Below are 18,562 nucleotides of genomic sequence, written 5' to 3'. Positions count from 1 at the left end.
GCCCGCGGCTGCGCAGGCGTCAGCGCAACGCCTCCGCCACCTCGCGGGCCGCGTCCATCACCCTCGTGCCGACGCGTTCCGGTACGACCTCCGACAGCATGACCACGCCCACGCTGCCCTCGACCCCGGTCACCCCGAGCAGCGGCGCGGCCGCCCCGCACGCGCCCGCCTCCAGCTCCCCGTGCGTCAGCGTGTACCCGGGATCGTCCGCCCGCTGCTGCCGGGCCGACAGGATCGCCTTCCCCGCGGCACCCCGCTCCAGCGGGTGCCGGAACCCCGCCCGGTACGCCACGTGGTAGTCCGTCCACGACGGCTCCACCACGGCCACCGCCAGCGCCTCCGCCCCGTCCACCAGCGTCAGGTGCGCGGTCGCCCCGATGTCCTCCGCCAGCGACCGCAGCGCCGGCATCGCCGCCTCCCGCACCAGCGGGTGCACCTGCCGGCCCAGCCTCAGCACACCCAGTCCGACCCGGGCCCGCCCGCCCAGATCACGGCGTACGAGAGCGTGCTGCTCCAGCGTGGCGAGCAACCGGTACACAACAGTCCGGTTCACCCCCAGTTTGTGGGAAAGCTCGGTGACGGTCAGCCCGTGGTCCGTATCGGCCAGCAGCTTGAGGACACGCAGTCCCCTGTCGAGCGTCTGAGAGGTCTCCGCGGTCACGACGCCCACTCCTTAGTGGTGAGGTCGGCGGCCCCCTCGCGGCAGATGCGTCACCGAGTCCCGTCGGTCACGCGCTTCAGAGGCCGCCGATCGGCCGGCGGCCCGGACGTGACCCGGGCACAGTCGCTTCACGGCTGCGCTCCGCGGCGGCGCTGCCACGGGGCGTGTGCGTAGCGGGACAGTAGCGAGCCGGTCCGGTCAGCGGAAGCCTCCGTCCAGAATCCGGGCACTCTCACAGGGAAGTCGTTCCGTTTGTCCTCATACGTACACGCAGCGTCACCGCATGCGCGTGGCCCACTCCTGCACCTTCTCGATCCGCTGGCGCAGCTGTCCCGCCGTGGCCTCGGCCGAGGGCGGGCCGCCGCAGACCCGGCGCAGCTCGGTGTGGATGACGCCGTGCGGTTTGCCGCTCTGGTGGACGTACGCGCCGACGAGGTTGTTGAGCCGCTTGCGCAGCTCCATCATCTCCTTGTGGGAGACCACGGGCCGCCGCTCGGCGGGCAGTTCGAGCAGATCGGCCTCGGTGTCCGGCTTCTTGCGGCTGTGCGCGATCTGCCGGGCCTGCCGCTTCTGGAGCAGCAGCTGCACCTGGTCGGGTTCGAGGAGCCCGGGGATGCCGAGGTAGTCCTGCTCCTCCTCGCTGCCGGGGTGGGCCTGCATGCCGAACTCGGCGCCGTTGTACATCACCCGGTCGAAGACGGCGTCGGACTCCAGCGCCTCGAAGGGCAGCATGTCCTGCTCGCCGGTGTCCTCGTCCTGCTCCCGGTTCGCCTCCTCCATCTCCTTCTCGGACTCGGCGTACGGGTCCTCCTCGCCCTCCTTCTTGGGCTTGTCGAGGACGTGGTCGCGCTCGCGCTCCATCTCGTTGGCGAAGCCGAGCAGGTCCGGGATGGTCGGCAGGAACACGGACGCGGTCTCGCCGCGCCGCCGGGACCGCACGAAACGGCCGACGGCCTGGGCGAAGAACAGCGGGGTGGAGATGGTGGTGGCGTACACGCCGACCGCGAGGCGGGGGACGTCGACGCCCTCGGACACCATGCGGACGGCGACCATCCAGCGGTCGTCACCGGCGCTGAAGTCGTCGATCCGCTTCGAGGCGCCGGCGTCGTCGGACAGGACGACGGTGGCCTTGTGGCCGGTGATCTCGCGGATCAGCTTGGCGTAGGCCCGCGCGGAGTCCTGGTCGGCGGCGATGACGAGGGCGCCGGCGTCCGGGATGGCCTTGCGGACCTCGGTGAGGCGCTGGTCGGCGGCGCGCAGCACGGCCGGCATCCACTCACCGCGCGGGTCCAGCGCGGTGCGCCAGGCCTGGCTGACGGCGTCCTTGGTCATGGGCTCGCCGAGGCGCGCCTCGATCTCGTCGCCGGCCTTGGTGCGCCAGCGCATGTTGCCGCTGTACGACATGAAGATGACGGGGCGGACGACGTTGTCGGCGAGGGCGGAGCCGTACCCGTAGGTGTAGTCGGCGGACGAGCGCCGGATGCCGTCGTCGCCCTCCTCGTACGTCACGAAGGGGATGGGGTTGGTGTCGGAGCGGAACGGCGTACCGGTGAGCGCGAGCCGCCGGGTGGCCGGCTCGAACGCCTCCAGGCAGGCCTCGCCCCAGGACTTGGAGTCACCGGCGTGGTGGATCTCGTCGAGGATGACGAGGGTCTTGCGCTGCTCGACCCGGTTGCGGTGCAGCATGGGGCGCACGCCGACACCGGCGTACGTGACGGCGACGCCGTCGTACTCCCTGCCGAGCGGGCCCGCGCTGTACTCGGGGTCGAGCTTGATGCCTATCCGTGCGGCGGCCTCGGCCCACTGCTTCTTCAGGTGCTCGGTGGGCGCGACGACGGTCACCTGCTGCACGACGTGGTGGTGCAGCAGCCAGGAGGCCAGCGTCAGCGCGAACGTCGTCTTGCCGGCGCCGGGCGTGGCGACCGCCAGGAAGTCCCGGGGCTGCGTCTGGATGTACTTCTCCATCGCCCCCTGCTGCCAGGCGCGCAGCTTGCCGGCGGTGCCCCAGGGGGCACGTCCGGGAAAGGCCGGGGACAGATGGTGCGAGGCGGTGCCGGCGGTGGTAGTCACGATCTCCGAGGGGGTGGTTCGGGCGGCGCATCTGCGTAGGACGACCGGGCCACCCTACCGATGGCCCGGTGGTGTCGACGCCGCTACGCGGCCGCACCACCCGAGGGTGGGACCCACATCACAACCGCCTCAGCCGCTCCGCGATCCCCCTCACATCACTTTCCGTCCCGGAGGCCACGTCGACGACCAGCGTGTACGCCGTGTCCTGGTCCACGCCGGCGAGGTCGACGCCGTTCACCGCGAGGAAGGTGGCGGTGGCCAGCCAGGCGGTGCGCTTGTTGCCGTCGACGAACGGGTGGTTCGTCGCGACGGCGTGGAGGAGGGCGGCGGCCTGCTCGTGCAGATCCTCGTACGCCGCGGTGCCGAACATTCGGGCGCGCGGGCGGTGCACGGCCGAGGCCAACAGCCCCGGCGCCCGCGTCTCGGGCGGCTGCCCGCCGAAGGCGACCTCGGCGATGGCCGTGACCTCGTCGACGGTGAGGTGCCGGGTCATTCGCCGAGCCTCCTCAGCAGCTCGGCGTGCTCCCTCGCGATGCGCTCGGCGACGGCACGTACCGACATGCCCTCAGCGTGCAGGTGGCGGCGCAGCGCTTCCTGCGCGACCTCCTCCGGAGCGCGGTCCTGCGCGTCAGCGAGGTCGTGGAGGGCCTGCCGTACGGCGGGGTCGAGGCGAAGAACGAGTTCGGACATGACGGAAGGCTACTGTCCGCGATCACATGGCGCCGAACGGTTCACGATGCGCGCTCCCGCACCCGCGTGGCCACCCACGCCCCCGCCAGCGCCACCGCCGCCATCGGCAGGAACACCGCGGCGAAGGCGGCCGGGTGGGAGCCGGTGGCCTCCGTGGCCGCGTGACTGACCGTGCCGCCGCCCAGGGCCGCGAAGGCCGCTCCCCCGGCGGCCAGCAGGATGACGTTGGACAGGCCGTCGGAGATCTGCAGGGCGGCGGAGTTGGTGCCGGCCTCCTCGGGGGCGGAGAGCTGGAGCAGCAGCACGCTGGTGGAGGAGATCACCAGGCCCATGCCGAAGCAGCCGAACGCCCAGGCGACCGCCACCGTCCAGGCCGGCACGGCGTCGACCAGCACACTGGGCGCCGCGGCGATGGCCGCCGCCACCAGCACCATCCCGAGGGTCATCAGACGCTCCCGGTACGGCTCCAGGCGGGGCCGGGACTGCACCCAGGAGCCCAGGGCCCAGGTGCCGCCGCCGGCCGCGAGGGAGAAGCCGGCGAGGGTGGGGCTGAGCCCGCGCTGGGTGACCAGCATCAGCGGGACGAAGGACTCCGCCGCGATGAAGGAGCCGGCGGCGACTCCGCGCAGCAGGACGACCGAGGGCAGTCCGCGCGCCGCCCGGTACGTGCCGCGCGGGAGCAGGCCGAGCACGGCGGGGACGAGCAGGGCCACGCCCAGCGCGCCCGGCAGCAGCGACAGCCGGCGCAGGTCCTGGGCGGCGTACTGGAGCAGGCCCGCGCCGAGGGAGATCGCCAGGGCCAGGCGGATGCGGCGGCCGTCGAAGGAGGCGGGCGCGTCCGCGTCCCCGTCCACCGGGCCGGACGCCAGGCGCCGTATCTGCGGCAGCGCGAGCGCCAGCGGGAACACCACGAGCACCGGGATGCCGAGGAACACCCAGCGCCAGCCGAGGTGCTCCGTCACCGCGCCGGAGGCCAGCGGGCCGACGATCGACGGCACCACCCAGCTCGCCGCGAACGCCGCCATGATCGCCGGTCGCAGCCGCTCCGGGTAGGCCCGTCCGACGATGACGTACAGCGCGACGATCACCAGTCCGCCGCCGAGTCCCTGCACGGCCCGCCCCAGGATGAACAGCCACATCGCCCCGGCCGTCCCGGCGAGCAGCAGTCCGGCCCCGAAGGAGGCGATACCCCAGGTCAGCGGCGCGAGCGGACCCCGCCGGTCCGACCACTGGCCGGACAGCACCATGCCGAACAGACTGGTCGTGAAGTACCCCGAGAACGCGAACGCGTACAGCGACACCCCGTCCAGCTCGCGCGCCGCCACCGGCATCGCCGTACCGACCGCCGTCGCCTCGAAGGCGATCAGCAGCACCACGGAGACGACACCGATGCTCAGCGCCCGGTAGGGGCCGCTCAGCACGGTCTCGTCGGGGGTGGTGGGCGAGGGGATGGCGTCGGCGGGCTCGGTGACATCGGTGTCACGCGGGTTCGGGGCGGTCATGGTCGCCAGCGTAAGGGCCACGACACGGCTTGACCCCTGTCGGGGGTCGGGACCGGCACCGGGACCTTGGTCGTAGGACCGGGACCCTTCGTCCATGAACGGCGTGTGGCGGTCGTATTGCGGCCCTTGGCGTTTCCTTGAGCGCCGCCTCCGGACCGCCGTACGGTCGTCCCACCGGTTCGGAACGGCGAGGCACCGCACGGTGCCTCGCTCCCCGACACGGCCGTGTGCCCGAGTGGCCCAGGGACTCGCCTGCAAAGCGAGGTACGCGGGTTCGATTCCCGCCACGGCCTCCACACGGGCGGGGTGCTCTCCGGAGCCCCCGCCCGCCTCGTCAGCCCACTGAAGGGGCGCGGAGAACTACGCGCCGACCACGTCAGCGCCCGAAGGGGCGCGGGGCTGTATCGACATGCGGCTCCGCCGCGTGGACGCGACCGGCCACGACGGCGCCGCACCCGACCGACAAACCCAACAACCGCGCCCCGGCGGAGCGCTACAGCACCCCGCCCGCCTCGTCCTGGAAGAGCTCCGTCCAGTAGTGCCAGTCCGCGTCGGGGGTGGTGCCCGTGGGGTCGATGGAGGACAGGACCTGGATCATCGTCAGCGCCAGCTGGTCGTAGGTGTCGCTGGTCAGCGCGTGGCCCGACGCCTCGTCGATGGCGTGCTCGCGGTGGAGCAGCCAGAGGGTGAAGGCGAGCGTGGAGATGTCCGTGTTCAGCGGGTGGAGGACGCCTTCCGGTTCGCTCCAGTTGAGCACCGCGCCCGTGGCGCCGTCGACGACCAGGCTGTTGTCCTCGATCAGGTACCCCAGGCGTATCAGGTGCTCGGCGCGGGCGGGGAGGCGGGCGTCGGGGAGCTCGCGTTCGTCGGCGTAGTACTCCGCGAGGGTGCGCAGCGGCAGGTCGGTGTCCAGCTGGAAGAGGAAGCCGTCCTCCGGCAGGCCCGTCTCGCGCAGGAAGCGGCGGGTCGGCTCGTGCTCGAGCGTCGCGGGGAAGTCGACCTCCTCGAAGCGGACCACTCCGCCCCGGCCGAACTCCCCGTCCAGCAGGCGCGGGGGGAGGTCCAGGGCCAGCCCCGAGGCCGTGCCGGGCCCCGCCACCAGGGCCAGCGGCCTGATCAGCGCGGCCATCTGCCAGAACGGCGCCGGCTCCCCGTCCGCGCCCTCCTCGAAGACCGCCAGCAGCTGCCGGGAGGCCTCCGCGACCGCCTTGGTGCCGTACCGGCCCGCGTACGCGGCGAACTGGCCGCGCAGCCCCGCCAGTTCGTCCGTCGCCGCCGCGAACCGCACCAGCGTCGGCAGGGACGGGGCGAGCGGGCGGCGGTCCATCAGGTCGGGGCGGTCGTGGAAGAAGAACGTCGTGGACACCTCGCCGGTCGCCCCGTCGAGCAGCACCGACTCCGTCTCCAGACCGGCCGGGCCCAGCAGTCCGCCGATGACCAGCTGGTCGCGCAGCTCCGCGGGGAGCCGGTCGCCGGGATCGCCCGTCGAGTCGCCCACCGTGCGCGGGCCGCCGGGCCGGGTCAGCTCCGCGAAGCTGAACAGGCCGCTGTCGGCGGGCAGTCCGGGACCGGTCAGCCAGCCGCGCGTGGACGCGTGCGTGACAAAGGGATCGAGGTCGGCGTCGGTCAGCGTGATCGTCGCCGTGGCAACGGTGTCGGTCGTGCTCATGATTCCCCCGCGATACGTGTGCTCGGTCCCGGGCCCGCGAACGCCCCGCCCCGGGCAGGACGGCCCGGGCCCTTCCGGATCCGACAGCCGTCCCCCACTGCTCGGAACACTACGCGGCACCACTGACAACGCCCCGGACCGAGGGCGGAGCGTGCGACGCCCCCGTCACAGAAGACGCCTGAGCGACCGTTCGCGTTGCCTTCCCGCGGGAATCGCCCGGAACGACGCTCAGCCCCCGGTCACCACCGCGGCCTGCGGACGGATCGGCAGACGGTTCACCGGGCGGCCCGTGGCGGCCCGTACGGCGGAGGCGATCGCCGCCGGCGAGGTCACCACCGGCACCGCGCTGACCGCCTTCGCGCCGAACGGCGCGACCACGTCCCGCTCCTCGACCAGCTTCACGATGTGGATGTCCGGAGCGTCCAGCGCCGTCGGGAGGGCGTACCCGGTCAGGTCGGGGTGGCGGACCAGTCCGCGCGGCGTGCGCAGGTTCTCGGTGAGCGCCGCGCCCAGGCCCTGGGTCACGCCCGCCTCGATCCGGGCGGCCAGCTGCGCCGGGTTCAGCACCCGGCCCACGTCCTGGGCGACCGCCAGCTCCACGACCCGCACGGAGCCGAGCTCGATGTCGACGTCGACCACCGCGCGGATCGCGCAGAAGGCCATGCCGACGAAGGCGTCGCCCTGGCCGGCCCCGTCCAGCGGCTCCGTCGGGTGCGGACGGCACTGGGCGGTGGCCCACAGCTCCTTGCCGTGCAGCTCCTCGGCCACGGTCGTGGACAGCACGCCGTCGTACGAGGTGATCTTGCCGTCGGTGATCTGGAGCAGCTCGGTGGACATGCCGAACTTGTGCGCGAGGGGCTGGAGGAGCTGGGTGCGGACCATCTTCGCCGCGCGCTCCACCGCGCCGCCCGACACCCACGTGTGCCGGCCCCGGCAGCCCGGGCCGGCCGGGGGCTGGTCGGTGTCGACGGGCACCACGTGCACCTCGTCGACGCCGAGGGTCTCCTGGACGATCTGCCGGGCCAGGGTGGAGAAGCCCTGGCCGCTCTCCACGGCCGCGCACAGCACCGTCGCCACGCCGCCCTGGACCCGCACGGTGGCCGTGGACACCTCGTCCGCGCCCTCCGCGCCGAGCATGTGCACCATGCCGAGGCCGTAGCCCACGCCCCGGCGCACCGCGCCCGGTTCGCCCGCGCCCTCGGGGCCGCCGGGCAGCAGCCACTCGTCCTCGGGGGTGTCCTTGGGCAGCGGCGGCAGCGGGAAGTCCCGCACCGCCTCCAGGAGTTCCGCGACCGGGGCCGGGCAGGTCACGGTCTGGCCGGTGGGCAGGACGTCGCCGGTGGCCAGCACGTTGCGCAGGCGCAGCTCCGCCGGGTCGACGCCGAGCTTCTTGGCCAGCTTGTCCATCTGCGCCTCGTAGGCGGCGCACACCTGCATCGCGCCCTCGCCGCGCACATGGCCGGAGGGCGGGTTGTTGGTGCGGACGGCCCAGCCCTCGATGAAGGCGTTCGGGACGACGTACGGGCCGCAGGCGAAGGCGACGGCGGCGGCCAGGGCGTCGGAGGAGGTGTCGGCGTAGGCGCCCGCGTCGAGGAGGATCTGCGCCTCGACCTTCACCAGTCTGCCCTCGGCGTCGGCGTGGTGGCGGTAGCGCAGCAGCGTGGGGTGGCGGTGGGTGTGGCCGAGGAAGGACTCCTCGCGCGTGGCGGCGAGTTTCACCGGACAGCCGGTCCGCAGCGCCAGCAGGCCGAGCGGGAGCTGGAAGCTCCGGTCCTCGCGGTCGGCAGTGGCGCCGGGCACCCCTGTGACGACGACCTTCACCCGTTCGGGTGCCAGGCCGAACGCGGCGGCGGCGGTGTCCCGGTCACCGTGCGGGTCGGTGGAGGCCAGGTACAGCTCGACGCCGCCGTCCGGGCGGGGCACGGCGAGACCGGCCTCGGCGCCGATGGGGGCGGGGTCCTGGCGGCCGATGCGGTACAGGCCCTCGACGACGATCTCGCCGGCCGCGTCGGGGTCGCCGTGGCGCAGCGGGATGTGCCGGATCAGGTTGCCGTCGGGGTGCAGCGGCTCGGCCTCGAAGGCCTGCTCGGGGTCGGTCACCGGGTCGAGCACCTCGTACTCGACGATGACGGCGGCGGCGGCCATCCGCGCGGTGTCCGGGTGGTCGGCCGCGACGGCGGCGATGGGCTCGCCGTGGTGGCGCACGACCTCGGAGGCGAAGACCGGGCGGTCGGCCGTGCCGCGGCCGTGCAGCGGGTCGCCGGGGACGTCCTCGTGCGTGACCACCGCGCGGACGCCGGGCATCTCCCGCGCGTGGGTGGTGTCGATGGACACGATGCGCGCGTGCGGGTGCGGCGAGCGCAGCACGGCCGCCCACAGCAGGCCCTCGGCCCACAGGTCGGCGGCGTACGGGAAGGTTCCCTCGGTCTTGGCGCGGGCGTCGGCGGCCGGGAGGGAGACGCCGAGTCCGTGCGGGAGGGGTTCCGGCCCGGGGGCGGCCTCCGCGGCCTGCACGGCCTGCGCGGTGGCTGCTTCGTCGGTCACGCCTGGCCTCCGTCCTGGCCGTAGGGCTGGTCATGGGGCTGCTCGTCGGGTCCGGGGGTGCCGAACGCGGCGGGGTTGACGCCGCCGGCGCCGGGGCCCGCCTGGTGCGGGATGCGGGGCGGGTCCGCCTCGCCGTCGGAGTCGTCCTCGGCGGCCGCGGCGTGCGCCTCGCGTTCGGCGACGACCTCCTTGACGGCGTTCACCACGCCCCGGTAGCCGGAGCAGCGGCAGAGGTTGCCGCACAGGGCCTGGCGGGTCTCCAGCTCGGTGGGCGCGGGGTTGCCCTCGAGGAGGTCGTGCACGGTCATCGCCATGCCCGGCACGCAGAAGCCGCACTGCACGGCGCCGCACCGCGCGAGCGCCCGCTGCACGTCGGAGGGCCGGCCGTCCTGCGCCAGTCCCTCGACGGTACGGACCTCGCTGCCGGCCGCGGTGACGGCCGGGACCAGGCAGGACGCCACGAGCCGGCCGTCGACCTGCACGTTGCAGGCCCCGCACTCGCCCTGCGAGCAGCCGTCCTTGGCGCCGGCGAGACCGAGCCGCTCGCGCAGCACGTAGAGCAGCGACTCGCCGATCCAGGCGTCGGTGACGGGCCGGTCGGTGCCGTTGACGCGGAGCACGTAGGAGGCGAGGGGGTGGTCGTCGTGCGGTGGCGGCGCGTCGTCCGCCGCGTGCGGCGCACCCGGTTCGCCACGGTCACCCTGGTCGCCCCGGTCACCCTGGTCGCCCTGGTCGCCCGAGGCGTCCGGAGCATCCGGGACGTCCGGAGCACCGGGTGCCGTGTCGGCGTTCGGGGACTCGGCGTCGGCGGGCCCCGTCGCCGGCTCCGCGTCCGGAGCGGGCCCGGCGGGGGCCGTGGAGGGCTCCGACGGGTCCTCGGCGGCCTCGGGAGCCCCGTGGGCGCCCGTGGCGCCCTCAGGTGCCTCACCGGCCCCGGAAGCGGGCTCCGGGGCGTCCTGGCCGCCGGGGTGCGGATGCTCCCGGAGTCCGGCCGGGGCGTCCTCGGCGGCCTCCGCCCCGGACCGCCACTGCGGCTCCGCGTACTCCTCGGCGGCGAACGGCTGGGGAACACCGGCCGACCGGGGCCCGGCGTGCCCGGACTCCCCGCCGTACCCGGCCTCGCCGGACGGCTGCCGGGATGCGGTGCCGTCGCCCGGACCGGGCTCGCCGTGGGGTTCCGGGGCGTGCGCGGACGTGCCGGAGGACTCCGGCGGGACGCCTGCGTCCGGCCGTCCCTGCGCGTGCTCGTCGGCCGGCGGTACGGGCGTGCCCTGGGCGGGCGTCCCGCCGTACACGTCCTGGGCGGGCGGGAGACCCGCTCCGTGTCCGGACGCGGGACCGGCGTCCTGCCGTCCCTGCGCGTGCTCGTCGGCCGGCGGTACGGGCGTGCCCTGGGCGGGCGTCCCGCCGTACACGTCCTGGGCGGGCGGGAGACCCGCGTCCCGGCCGCCGGGTTCGGCGTACGGCAGTGGTGCGGCGGGAGGCAGGGGCTGCCCGCCGTACGTGCCCGCGCCGGGCGGCTGCCGGTGCGCGGGGATGTCGGTGTGGGACTGGGGGCCGGGCTCCTGCCGGTCCTGCGCGGGGCCGTGTTCGCCGCCCCGCGGCTCCTGGTCCTCGTCCTGCGGGACCCCGGGCACGCCGGGCCCCCACGGACGGCCGATGGCCTGAGCGGGCGCCCAGGGGGCGGGGGCGCCGCCCGGGAGGGTGGCCGGCGGGGTGCCGCCCCACTGCTCGACCAGGGCGGACGTGGTGAACTCGCCCGACTCGTCCGGCAGGTCGCCGTCGGCCACGGGGATCGACCACTGGCCGGTGACGTCGTGTCCCGGCGCCGGGTTCTCCGCGGCCCGCTCCTCGAAGGCCCACTGCCCGGTCGCGCCCGGGTCGTACGTGAACCGGTCCCCCGGCGCGGCACCCGCCCCGGGCTCGTGCCACTGGGCGCCGTCGACGGGCGCGCCGGGCACCCCCCAGGAGCCGGTGGCCGCCGGGTCGGTGCCCGCGCCGGCCGCCGGGTCGACCGTGATCTGCGGCGGCACATAGCCGTGGCCGGGCGCGGCGAGCGGGCTCTCCATGGAGTCCAGCAGGGCGTCGATGCCGCCCTCGGGGAGGTTCACGAAGGCCGTGGCGCCGTCGTCGTAGTCGCCCTGGGGCAGCGGGTCCCAGCGGCTGCCGCCCGGGGGCGTGCCCTGTCCGTGCTGGTCGTCGGTCACGACAGCGCCCTCCCCAGTGCTCGTCGGGCCAGCGCGGCGACGGTGCGCCGCAGGTGCAGTACCGCGGGCGGAAGCGGTGGGACGGTGCCGTCCTCGCCGGGTGCGGCGTCGGGGATGCAGGCCGCGGCGACGTACTCCCCGAACGCGTTCAGTGCCTCGGGCACGATCGCGCGGTCGTTGTCCCAGTCGATGAGCTGCGCGACCCACTGCTCGGCGTCCAGGGGCCTGAGCGGCATCGGCGCTATGGCGCCCACCGCGCAGCGCACCCCGCGCCGCGCGGGGTCGAGCACGAGGGCGACGGAGGCGACCGCGCGGCCGGGGCCGGTGCGGCCGGTCGCCTTGAGGAAGACCTGGGGGGCGTGCAGCAGCGGCACGCGCACGTAGCCGATGAGTTCGCCGGGGCGCAACAGGTCCATCCCGGCCAGCAGGTGCGACACCGGGAGTTCGCGGCGGGCCCCGCCCGGGCCCGCGATGATCAGCGTCGCCTCCAGCGCGGCCAGCACGGGCAGCGCGTCCCCGGTGGGGGCGGCGGAAGCGATGTTGCCGCCCAGGGTGCCCGCGTTGCGGATGTGCGGCGGTCCGGCGGCACGCGCGGAGGCGGCGAGCGCCGGGATGAGGGCGGCGAAGTCGGGGCGGCCCATGCGGGCGTGGGTGAGACCGGCGCCGAGCAGCGCGTGTCCGTCCAGGTACTGCCAGCCGCGGATCTCGCTGATCTTGCCGAGGCCGACCAGCGCGGCGGGCCTGAGCTGACCGGAGTTGACGGCGGCCATCAGGTCGGTGCCGCCCGCGACGGGCACGGCGGCGGGCATCGCCGTGAGGGCCGCCACCGCCTCGTCGAGCGTCGTGGGCAGCGTCACGGCCTGCGCCGCCTGCGGTGCGTGCGTGCTCAAGTCCGGCTGCCCCTTCCCGCTGCCCCACCTGGTCCCACCTGTGCTGCCGTACCGTACGGCCTGACAGGGCGGACGTGGCAACTCTGGCACATCTTGGCAGGTGCCGAGGACAGGGGTCCGCTAGGAGGCGTTCGCCCACCTCACCCCGGGCACGGACGGTTTCACCCCGCACCACCGGTACGCTTCCGATTGTCACTTTTCGGTGACCTTTGCACCCGTTTCGCATGACCCGTTCGACACGGGGCGAACGGGTGCGCGCACTCCGTTCGGGTTCCCGGCGCGGGGCGTGTCCCCGGCGCGGGGGCGGTCCGCCCGCGCGCCGGGAACCCGGACGGGCGGGCTACCGGTTCGGCGGCGGGCCGTCGATCGGGCGCCCCAGGACGCCCGGGCGCCGCTGCCAGGGCAGCGGTCCGGTGGGCGGCCGGTAGGCGACCCCGAGGGCGTCCAGTCGCCGGTAGTGGGCGGTCATCCGCCGTTCGAAACCGGCGAAGTCCCGGTCGGCGGGGGCGGGCAGGTCGCTCCAGGCGACCTCGGCGAGCGCGGCGAGCCGGGGGAACGTCTGGTAGTCGACGCGCCCCTGGTCCTCCATCACCTCGGTCCACACGTTGGCCTGGGTGCCCAGCACCCGCGCGGCCTCCTCGCCCGTCAGCTCCGGCGGCACGGGCTCGAACCGGTAGACGTCCTCCAGGGTGCGCACGTACCCGATCGGCACCGGCTCGTCGGGGCCCGCGTCCTGACGGTAGTCGAGGTACACGTACTGCTGGGGGCACATGACCACGTCGTGCCCCGCGCGGGCGGCGGCGACCCCGCCGGAGCAGCCGCGCCAGGACGACACCGCGGCGCCCTGTGCCAGGCCGCCCTCCAGGATCTCGTCCCAGCCGATCAGTCGGCGTCCCCGCGCGGCGAGCCACTGGTCGAAGTGCCCGATGAACCAGGACTGGAGCGCGTCCTCGTCGGCCAGTCCGAGGTTGCCGATCTGTTTCTGCGCGGTGTCCGACGCGCGCCACTGGTCCTTGGGGCATTCGTCGCCGCCGATGTGCACGAACGGTGAGAACGGGCCCGCGTCCGCGGGGAAGAGTTCCAGGACTTCCTCGAGCACCCCTTCGTAGAAGCGCAGGGTGTTGTCAGTGGGGGCGAGTACGTTCGGATTGATCCCCCAGGTGTCCCAGACGGTCAGGGAGGCGGTGTCGATGACATCGGAGTTGCCGAGTTCCGGATACGCGGCGATGGCGGCCTGCGAGTGGCCGGGTACGTCGATTTCCGGGACCACGCTGATATGCCGCTCGGCGGCGTAGGCGACGATCTCGCGGATGTCGTCCCGGGTGTAGTGACCGCCGTGCGGCCTGTCGTCCCACAGCGGTGACGCGCGGTGCCCGATTTTCGTCCGGGCGCGCCAGGATCCGGTCTCGGTGAGCTTCGGATACCGCTGGATCTCGATGCGCCAGCCCTGGTCGTCCGTCAGGTGGAAGTGGAGGACGTTGAGTTTGTGCGCCGCCATCAGATCGAGATAGCGCAGCACGCCTTCCTTGGGCATGAAGTGCCGGGCGACGTCGAGCATCAGTCCGCGCCAGCGGAAGCGGGGGGAGTCCTCGATCGTCACGTGGGGCACCGCCCACGCCCGGTCGCGGCGGACCGGGGCCCTGCGGAACGCGTCGGGGCCGAGGAGCTGCCGCAGCGTCTGGGCGCCCAGGAAGGCACCGGCCGCGCCGCCGCCCGCGACGAGGACCCCGCTCCCGTCGCTGACGAGACGGTACTCCTCCGGGCCCAGCCCGGGGTCGAGCCGGAGTGCTATGCCGTCGCCCTCCGCCTCGTCGGGCTCCCGCCCCTCACGCAGCGGCAGGCCGGTCGCCTGCCGGAGGACGGTGCGCAGCCAATGACCGACGTCCTCCGTCCCGTCACCGGCGTACACCTGGGAGTGCGCCGTCAGCCGCACCTCGCCGGAACCGGCGACGACGCTGCGGGGCGCTGGAATCAAGTCAGTCACGTCAGTCCTTTACCGCGCCGCCCAGTCCGGAGACCAGACGCCGCTGTACGAGTACGAAGAAGACCAGTACCGGAATCGTCATCACCGTGGACGCCGCCATGACCCCGCCCCAGTCCGGCTCGTCGGGTTTGTAGAAGACCAGCAGCGCCATCGGCAGGGTCGACTGCGAGATGTCGCTGATGATGAAGGACTTGGCGAACAGGAAGTCGTTCCAGGTGGAGATGAAGGAAAACACGCTGGTGGCCACCAGGCCCGGCAGGACGAGCGGGAAAAGGATCTGCCACAGAAAACGCGCGCGGCTCGCCCCGTCGATGTAGGCGGCCTCCTCCAGCGCCTCCGGAACGGCCTTCACGAACCCCCGGAGCATCCAGATCGCGAACGGCAGGGAGAACGCGATGTGCGGCAGGATCAGCGACCACAGCGTGTTCAGCTGGCCGAAGTCCCGCATGACGAAGAACAGCGGGATGGTCAGCGCCTCCACGGGCACCATCTGGGCCACCAGAAACATGATCAGCAAGGTGGTCCGCAGCCGGAACCGGAATCGCGTCACGGCGGTCGCGGCGAGAAAGGCGATCAGCGCGGAGGCGACCACCACGGCGACCGCGACGACGACGCTGTTGAGGAAGTAGCGGCCGAATTCCTGCTGCCCGAACACCCGCCGGAAGGAGTCCAGCGTGGGCGCGAGCGTCCAGGGGCGCGGCTCGGTCGACTCGATCTCCCCGGCCGGTTTGAAGGCGCTCAGCACCATCCAGTACAGCGGGAAGGCCACCACGGCGGCGGTCAGCAGCGCCGCCGACTCGGCCGCCAGCCGCCCCGGACGCCGCACGAACCGGCGCACAGGATTCACCCGGGGTTTCCCGTCCTGGCTCACAAGGCTCACAGTTCCTCCCCCTGGCGGCGCAACAATCGCAGGTACACCAGCGTCACGGCGAGGAGGATCAGCAGCATCACCACACCGATCGCCGCGCCGAGGCTGTACTGCGAGGACGCGAACGCCTGCTGGTAGGCGTAGACGTTCAGGACCAGGTTCTGGCCGGCGATGCCGCCGCCGCCCGTCATGACGTAGATCTGGGTGAAGACCTTGAAGTCCCAGATGACCGACTGGATGGTGACCACCACCAGGATCGGCCGGAGCATCGGCGCGAGCACCGAGCGCCAGATCCGCCACTGCGAGGCCCCGTCCAGGGACGCGGCCTCCAGCACCTCGGACGGTACGGCGCGGATCCCGGCGTAGACCGTCACCATCACGAACGGGAAGGAGCACCAGACCACTTCGAGCAGGACGAGGAAGAAGGCGCTGAACCTCCCGTACGTCCACACGTGGTCACCGAGCCCCAGCACCCGGTTGACCGGCCCGAAGTCGGCGTCGAAGAGGAACAGCCAGACCGTGGACCCGGTGATCGCCGGGGTCGCCCACGCGCCGAGCGCGGCCAGCATCAGCGCGAGCCGCGGTACGGCCCGCACCCGCGTCAGCAGCACGGCGAGCGCGCACCCCACGGCCAGCGTGCACACCACGCACGCCGCCGCGAACACCACGGTGGCCAGCAGCACCTGCCAGAACTGCTCGTCGCCGAAGAGCTCGGCGTAGTTCCCGAACCCTTCGAAGGTGGTGGGCTCGCCTCCGCTGACCTGGGCCTGGGTGTAGTGGAAGAGCGAGATCAGCCCGAGCTGGTAGACGGGGTAGGCGAGCAGCCCTCCGAGGACGACGAGAGCCGGCGCGAGATAGAGCCACGGTGTGCCGGAACCGCGCCCCGAGGGGCGCGGGGCCGTGCCGGACGTGCGGCCACCGCCGCGTGGACGCGAGGAACCACGAACCGCCGGCAGCCGCACACGATCGGCGCTCCGCGAGCTGGTGGGCGCCGTCATCCGACGGACCCGAACGCCTCGTTCATCTTCTTCGCCGCGTCCGCCGAGGCGGCGGCCACGCTCTTCCTGCCGGAGACGATCTCCTGGAACATCGTCGGCAGCACCGCCGACGCATCGATCCGCGCCCATGCCGGCGAAGCCGGAACGAACTTCGTGTCGGCCGCCAGCGTCTCGACGAACGGCTTCACGAAGGACTCCTTCGCGGCCACCTGCTCCCGCACGTCGGAGAAGGTGGGCAGGAAGCCCATGCCCTCGAAGAGGGCGCCCTGCGCCTTCTTCGACGCGAGCCGCTTCATCAGGTCGACGGCGAGGGTGCGGTGCGAGGTGGACCTGAGCACGCCGAGGTTGTTCCCGCCGGCGAACGCGGGCGCGATGGAACCGGCCTCCACACCCGGCAGCGGCACGACGGCGTACTTGCCCCCGGCCTTCCCGGCCTCCACGGCCGCGTGGCTGAAGTCGCCGCCGATCGCCATGGCCGCCTTGCCCGAGGCGAAGGCGGTCACCGTGTCGTTGCCGCCCATCCCGGCGCACTTGGCGGCCGGGCAGTTGTCGTCGCCGAAGAGCGAGGTGTACGCCTCGATGCCCTTGCGGGAGTCGGCGCTGTCGATGGCGGAGGCGTACGAGCCCTCCTCGCCGGTGGCGAGTTCGCCGCCGTGGGCCCAGATGAAGGGCATCGCGCCGTAGGTGTAGGCGCCGCCGACCGCGATGCCGTACATCTCCGGTCTCGCGGTGCGGATCTCCTTCGCGGTGGAGATCAGCTCGGCCTGGGTCCTCGGGACGTCGAGGCCGAGTTCGTCGAAGACGTCCGTGCGGTAGTAGAGCGCGCGGACGCCGACGAAGTACGGGACCCCGTAGACCTTGCCGTCGACGGTGACCGACTGCCTGGCGGTCGGGTCGGTGTCCTCGGCCTCGTCCCAGGCCCCGAACTCCTCGGTGATGTCGGCGAGTCCGCCGTCCTTCACGTAGCCCGCGGTGTCGGTGTTGCCGTACTCGATGAGGTCGGGCGCGGACCCGGGGTCGTTGAAGGCGGCCTTGATGCGCTGGGCGCGGGTCTCCACGGGGATGTACTCGACGGTGACGTCGGCGCCCTCGTGCGCCTTCTCGAACGCGGCGAGGACGGAGTCGACGACCTGTTCCTTGGGCTTGTTGTTGACCTCCTGGAAGAGCCAGACGCGGAGGGTGCCGGTCTTCTCGTCCTTGTCGGAGGAGGAGGTGCCGGAGGTCTGGGGCGCGCAGGCGGCGGTGGCGAGGACGGCCGCTACGGCGACCAGGCGGGCGGACAGCTTCATGGAGTTGCTCCTCCGAGCGCGTTGCAACATATGCAATGGCGGTTTCGCTGTGCACAACACACCGGAGGCTAAGGACTGGGTGAACCACGCCACAAGAGGTCTCCACCACTCTGTGACCGGCGGACGCATCCTGCGCAACGCGCGGACAGCACAAAGGCCCCCAGGGCGCGCGAAACGCACCCCGGGGGCCTCGAGGAGACCGGACCGACGGAGGGAGGGGACGGACTACTTGTCGCCCTTGCCCTTGTCGTCGCCGCCGGCGCCCATGGACTCGTAGATCTCCTTGCACATGGGGCACACCGGGTACTTCTTCGGGTCGCGGCCGGGCACCCACACCTTGCCGCACAGCGCCACGACGGGGGTGCCGTCGAGGGCGCTCGCCATGATCTTGTCCTTCTGGACGTAGTGGGCGAAGCGCTCGTGGTCACCGTCGCCGTGGGAGGTCTGCGGCGTCGGCTCGACGAGGGTCCCCGTACCAGTCCCGCGCTCGGGCTCAAGAGTGCTCATAACAGCCAAGGGTACTGAAGCTCACACGCATCAGTTGAGCGACGGGTCGTCCGGATACGTGGCCACCATCGCCAGCTCGTTGCGCTGGCGGCGCAGCACCTCGCGCCAGAGCCGCTCCGGGGACGGGGAGGAGACGTCGCCGGGCTCCGACTCCACGACGTACCAGGCGCCGTCCACCAGCTCGTCCTCCAGCTGTCCGGGGCCCCAGCCGGCGTATCCGGCGAAGATGCGCAGCGAGCCGAGGACGGAGGCGAGCAGCTCCGGCGGGGCCTCCAGGTCGACCAGCCCGATCGCACCGTGCACCCGGCGCCAGCCCGGCGGCGCGGCCTCCCCACCCGTCCCGCCGGGGACGACGGCGACGCCGAGGGCCGAGTCCAGCGACACCGGACCGCCCTGGAAGACGACACCCGGCTCGCCGGCCAGGTCCGCCCAGCCCTCCAGGATGTCGCCCACGTCCACCGGCGTCGGGCGATTGAGGACGACACCGAGGGAGCCCTCCTCGTCGTGGTCGAGGAGGAGCACCACCGCGCGGTCGAAGTTCGGGTCCGCCAGGGCGGGAGTGGCCACGAGCAGCCGCCCTGTGAGCGAGGACACCTCGGTCATGCCAGACATGATCCCGCATCTCGCTCCCGCGTGGGGAGGCAACGGGGGTACGGGAGTGAACGCAGCTCAGGGCGGACTGG

The 18,562-nt window shown here is 73.2% G+C and carries 15 protein-coding genes and 1 tRNA gene; 1 reads left to right on the top strand and 15 read right to left on the bottom strand.

Features of this window, described 5'->3' with window-relative positions; genetic code table 11:
* Positions 1–19: 19 nt before the first annotated feature.
* From AB0A94_RS24970 to AB0A94_RS24950, 5 genes are all read right to left on the bottom strand, one after another.
* Positions 20–661 carry a helix-turn-helix domain-containing protein gene (locus AB0A94_RS24970; protein ID WP_361747720.1) on the bottom strand — a complete coding sequence of 214 codons (642 nt, stop codon included), beginning with the start codon at positions 659–661 and terminating at the stop codon, positions 20–22.
* 276 nt (positions 662–937) lie between these two features.
* A complete protein-coding gene (locus tag AB0A94_RS24965) occupies positions 938–2,734 on the bottom strand; it encodes a DEAD/DEAH box helicase (RefSeq protein WP_361747830.1) in 1,797 nt (598 codons plus the stop codon).
* Positions 2,735–2,849: 115 nt separating this feature from the next.
* A complete protein-coding gene (locus tag AB0A94_RS24960) occupies positions 2,850–3,224 on the bottom strand; it encodes a type II toxin-antitoxin system death-on-curing family toxin (RefSeq protein WP_361747718.1) in 375 nt (124 codons plus the stop codon).
* On the bottom strand, positions 3,221–3,421 hold the full coding sequence (locus tag AB0A94_RS24955) for a hypothetical protein (RefSeq protein ID WP_361747716.1): 201 nt from the start codon (positions 3,419–3,421) through the stop codon (positions 3,221–3,223). Before AB0A94_RS24955 ends, AB0A94_RS24960 begins: the two co-directional genes overlap by 4 nt.
* A gap of 41 nt (positions 3,422–3,462) precedes the next feature.
* The gene (locus AB0A94_RS24950; protein ID WP_361747714.1) at positions 3,463–4,923 is read right to left on the bottom strand and encodes an MFS transporter; all 1,461 of its coding nucleotides are present in this window, start codon (positions 4,921–4,923) and stop codon (positions 3,463–3,465) included.
* 221 nt (positions 4,924–5,144) lie between these two features.
* On the opposite strand from AB0A94_RS24950, the gene AB0A94_RS24945 reads away from it, so the two are divergent.
* Positions 5,145–5,219: transfer RNA gene (locus AB0A94_RS24945), tRNA-Cys, on the top strand.
* A gap of 197 nt (positions 5,220–5,416) precedes the next feature.
* Here the strand turns inward: AB0A94_RS24945 and AB0A94_RS24940 are convergent.
* The 10 genes from AB0A94_RS24940 to AB0A94_RS24895 all read right to left on the bottom strand — a co-directional run bounded on the left by AB0A94_RS24940 (position 5,417) and on the right by AB0A94_RS24895 (position 18,482).
* Positions 5,417–6,592 carry an SUKH-4 family immunity protein gene (locus AB0A94_RS24940; RefSeq protein WP_361747712.1) on the bottom strand — a complete coding sequence of 392 codons (1,176 nt, stop codon included), beginning with the start codon at positions 6,590–6,592 and terminating at the stop codon, positions 5,417–5,419.
* 228 nt (positions 6,593–6,820) lie between these two features.
* Positions 6,821–9,136, bottom strand: coding sequence for a molybdopterin cofactor-binding domain-containing protein (locus AB0A94_RS24935; protein ID WP_361747710.1), 2,316 nt, complete (start codon positions 9,134–9,136; stop codon positions 6,821–6,823).
* On the bottom strand, positions 9,133–11,343 hold the full coding sequence (locus tag AB0A94_RS24930; RefSeq protein ID WP_361747708.1) for a 2Fe-2S iron-sulfur cluster-binding protein: 2,211 nt from the start codon (positions 11,341–11,343) through the stop codon (positions 9,133–9,135). Before AB0A94_RS24930 ends, AB0A94_RS24935 begins: the two co-directional genes overlap by 4 nt.
* Positions 11,340–12,233 (bottom strand): FAD binding domain-containing protein, encoded by an 894-nt coding sequence (locus AB0A94_RS24925; RefSeq protein WP_217130770.1) that lies wholly within the window; start codon positions 12,231–12,233, stop codon positions 11,340–11,342. Before AB0A94_RS24925 ends, AB0A94_RS24930 begins: the two co-directional genes overlap by 4 nt.
* Positions 12,234–12,573: 340 nt before the next feature.
* Positions 12,574–14,217: a beta-N-acetylhexosaminidase gene (locus AB0A94_RS24920; protein ID WP_361747706.1), complete on the bottom strand. Its 1,644-nt coding sequence runs from the start codon at positions 14,215–14,217 to the stop codon at positions 12,574–12,576.
* A gap of 1 nt (position 14,218) precedes the next feature.
* A complete protein-coding gene (locus AB0A94_RS24915) occupies positions 14,219–15,064 on the bottom strand; it encodes a carbohydrate ABC transporter permease (protein WP_361747704.1) in 846 nt (281 codons plus the stop codon).
* Between the two features lie 29 nt (positions 15,065–15,093).
* The gene (locus AB0A94_RS24910; protein WP_361747702.1) at positions 15,094–16,083 is read right to left on the bottom strand and encodes a sugar ABC transporter permease; all 990 of its coding nucleotides are present in this window, start codon (positions 16,081–16,083) and stop codon (positions 15,094–15,096) included.
* Positions 16,080–17,372: an extracellular solute-binding protein gene (locus AB0A94_RS24905; RefSeq protein WP_361747700.1), complete on the bottom strand. Its 1,293-nt coding sequence runs from the start codon at positions 17,370–17,372 to the stop codon at positions 16,080–16,082. Before AB0A94_RS24905 ends, AB0A94_RS24910 begins: the two co-directional genes overlap by 4 nt.
* 225 nt (positions 17,373–17,597) lie before the next feature.
* Positions 17,598–17,879 (bottom strand): DUF3039 domain-containing protein, encoded by a 282-nt coding sequence (locus tag AB0A94_RS24900; RefSeq protein ID WP_073931595.1) that lies wholly within the window; start codon positions 17,877–17,879, stop codon positions 17,598–17,600.
* A gap of 30 nt (positions 17,880–17,909) precedes the next feature.
* Complete coding sequence (locus AB0A94_RS24895; protein ID WP_361747698.1) at positions 17,910–18,482, bottom strand: YqgE/AlgH family protein; 573 nt, start codon at positions 18,480–18,482, stop codon at positions 17,910–17,912.
* Between the last annotated feature and the right edge of the window lie 80 nt (positions 18,483–18,562).

The sequence above is a fragment of the Streptomyces sp. NPDC044984 genome, from assembly GCF_040646935.1.
In the GTDB taxonomy this organism is placed as follows: Bacteria; Actinomycetota; Actinomycetes; order Streptomycetales; family Streptomycetaceae; genus Streptomyces.
Note: the sequence above shows the minus strand (reverse complement) of the source record. Positions and strands in the feature narration are given on the sequence as shown.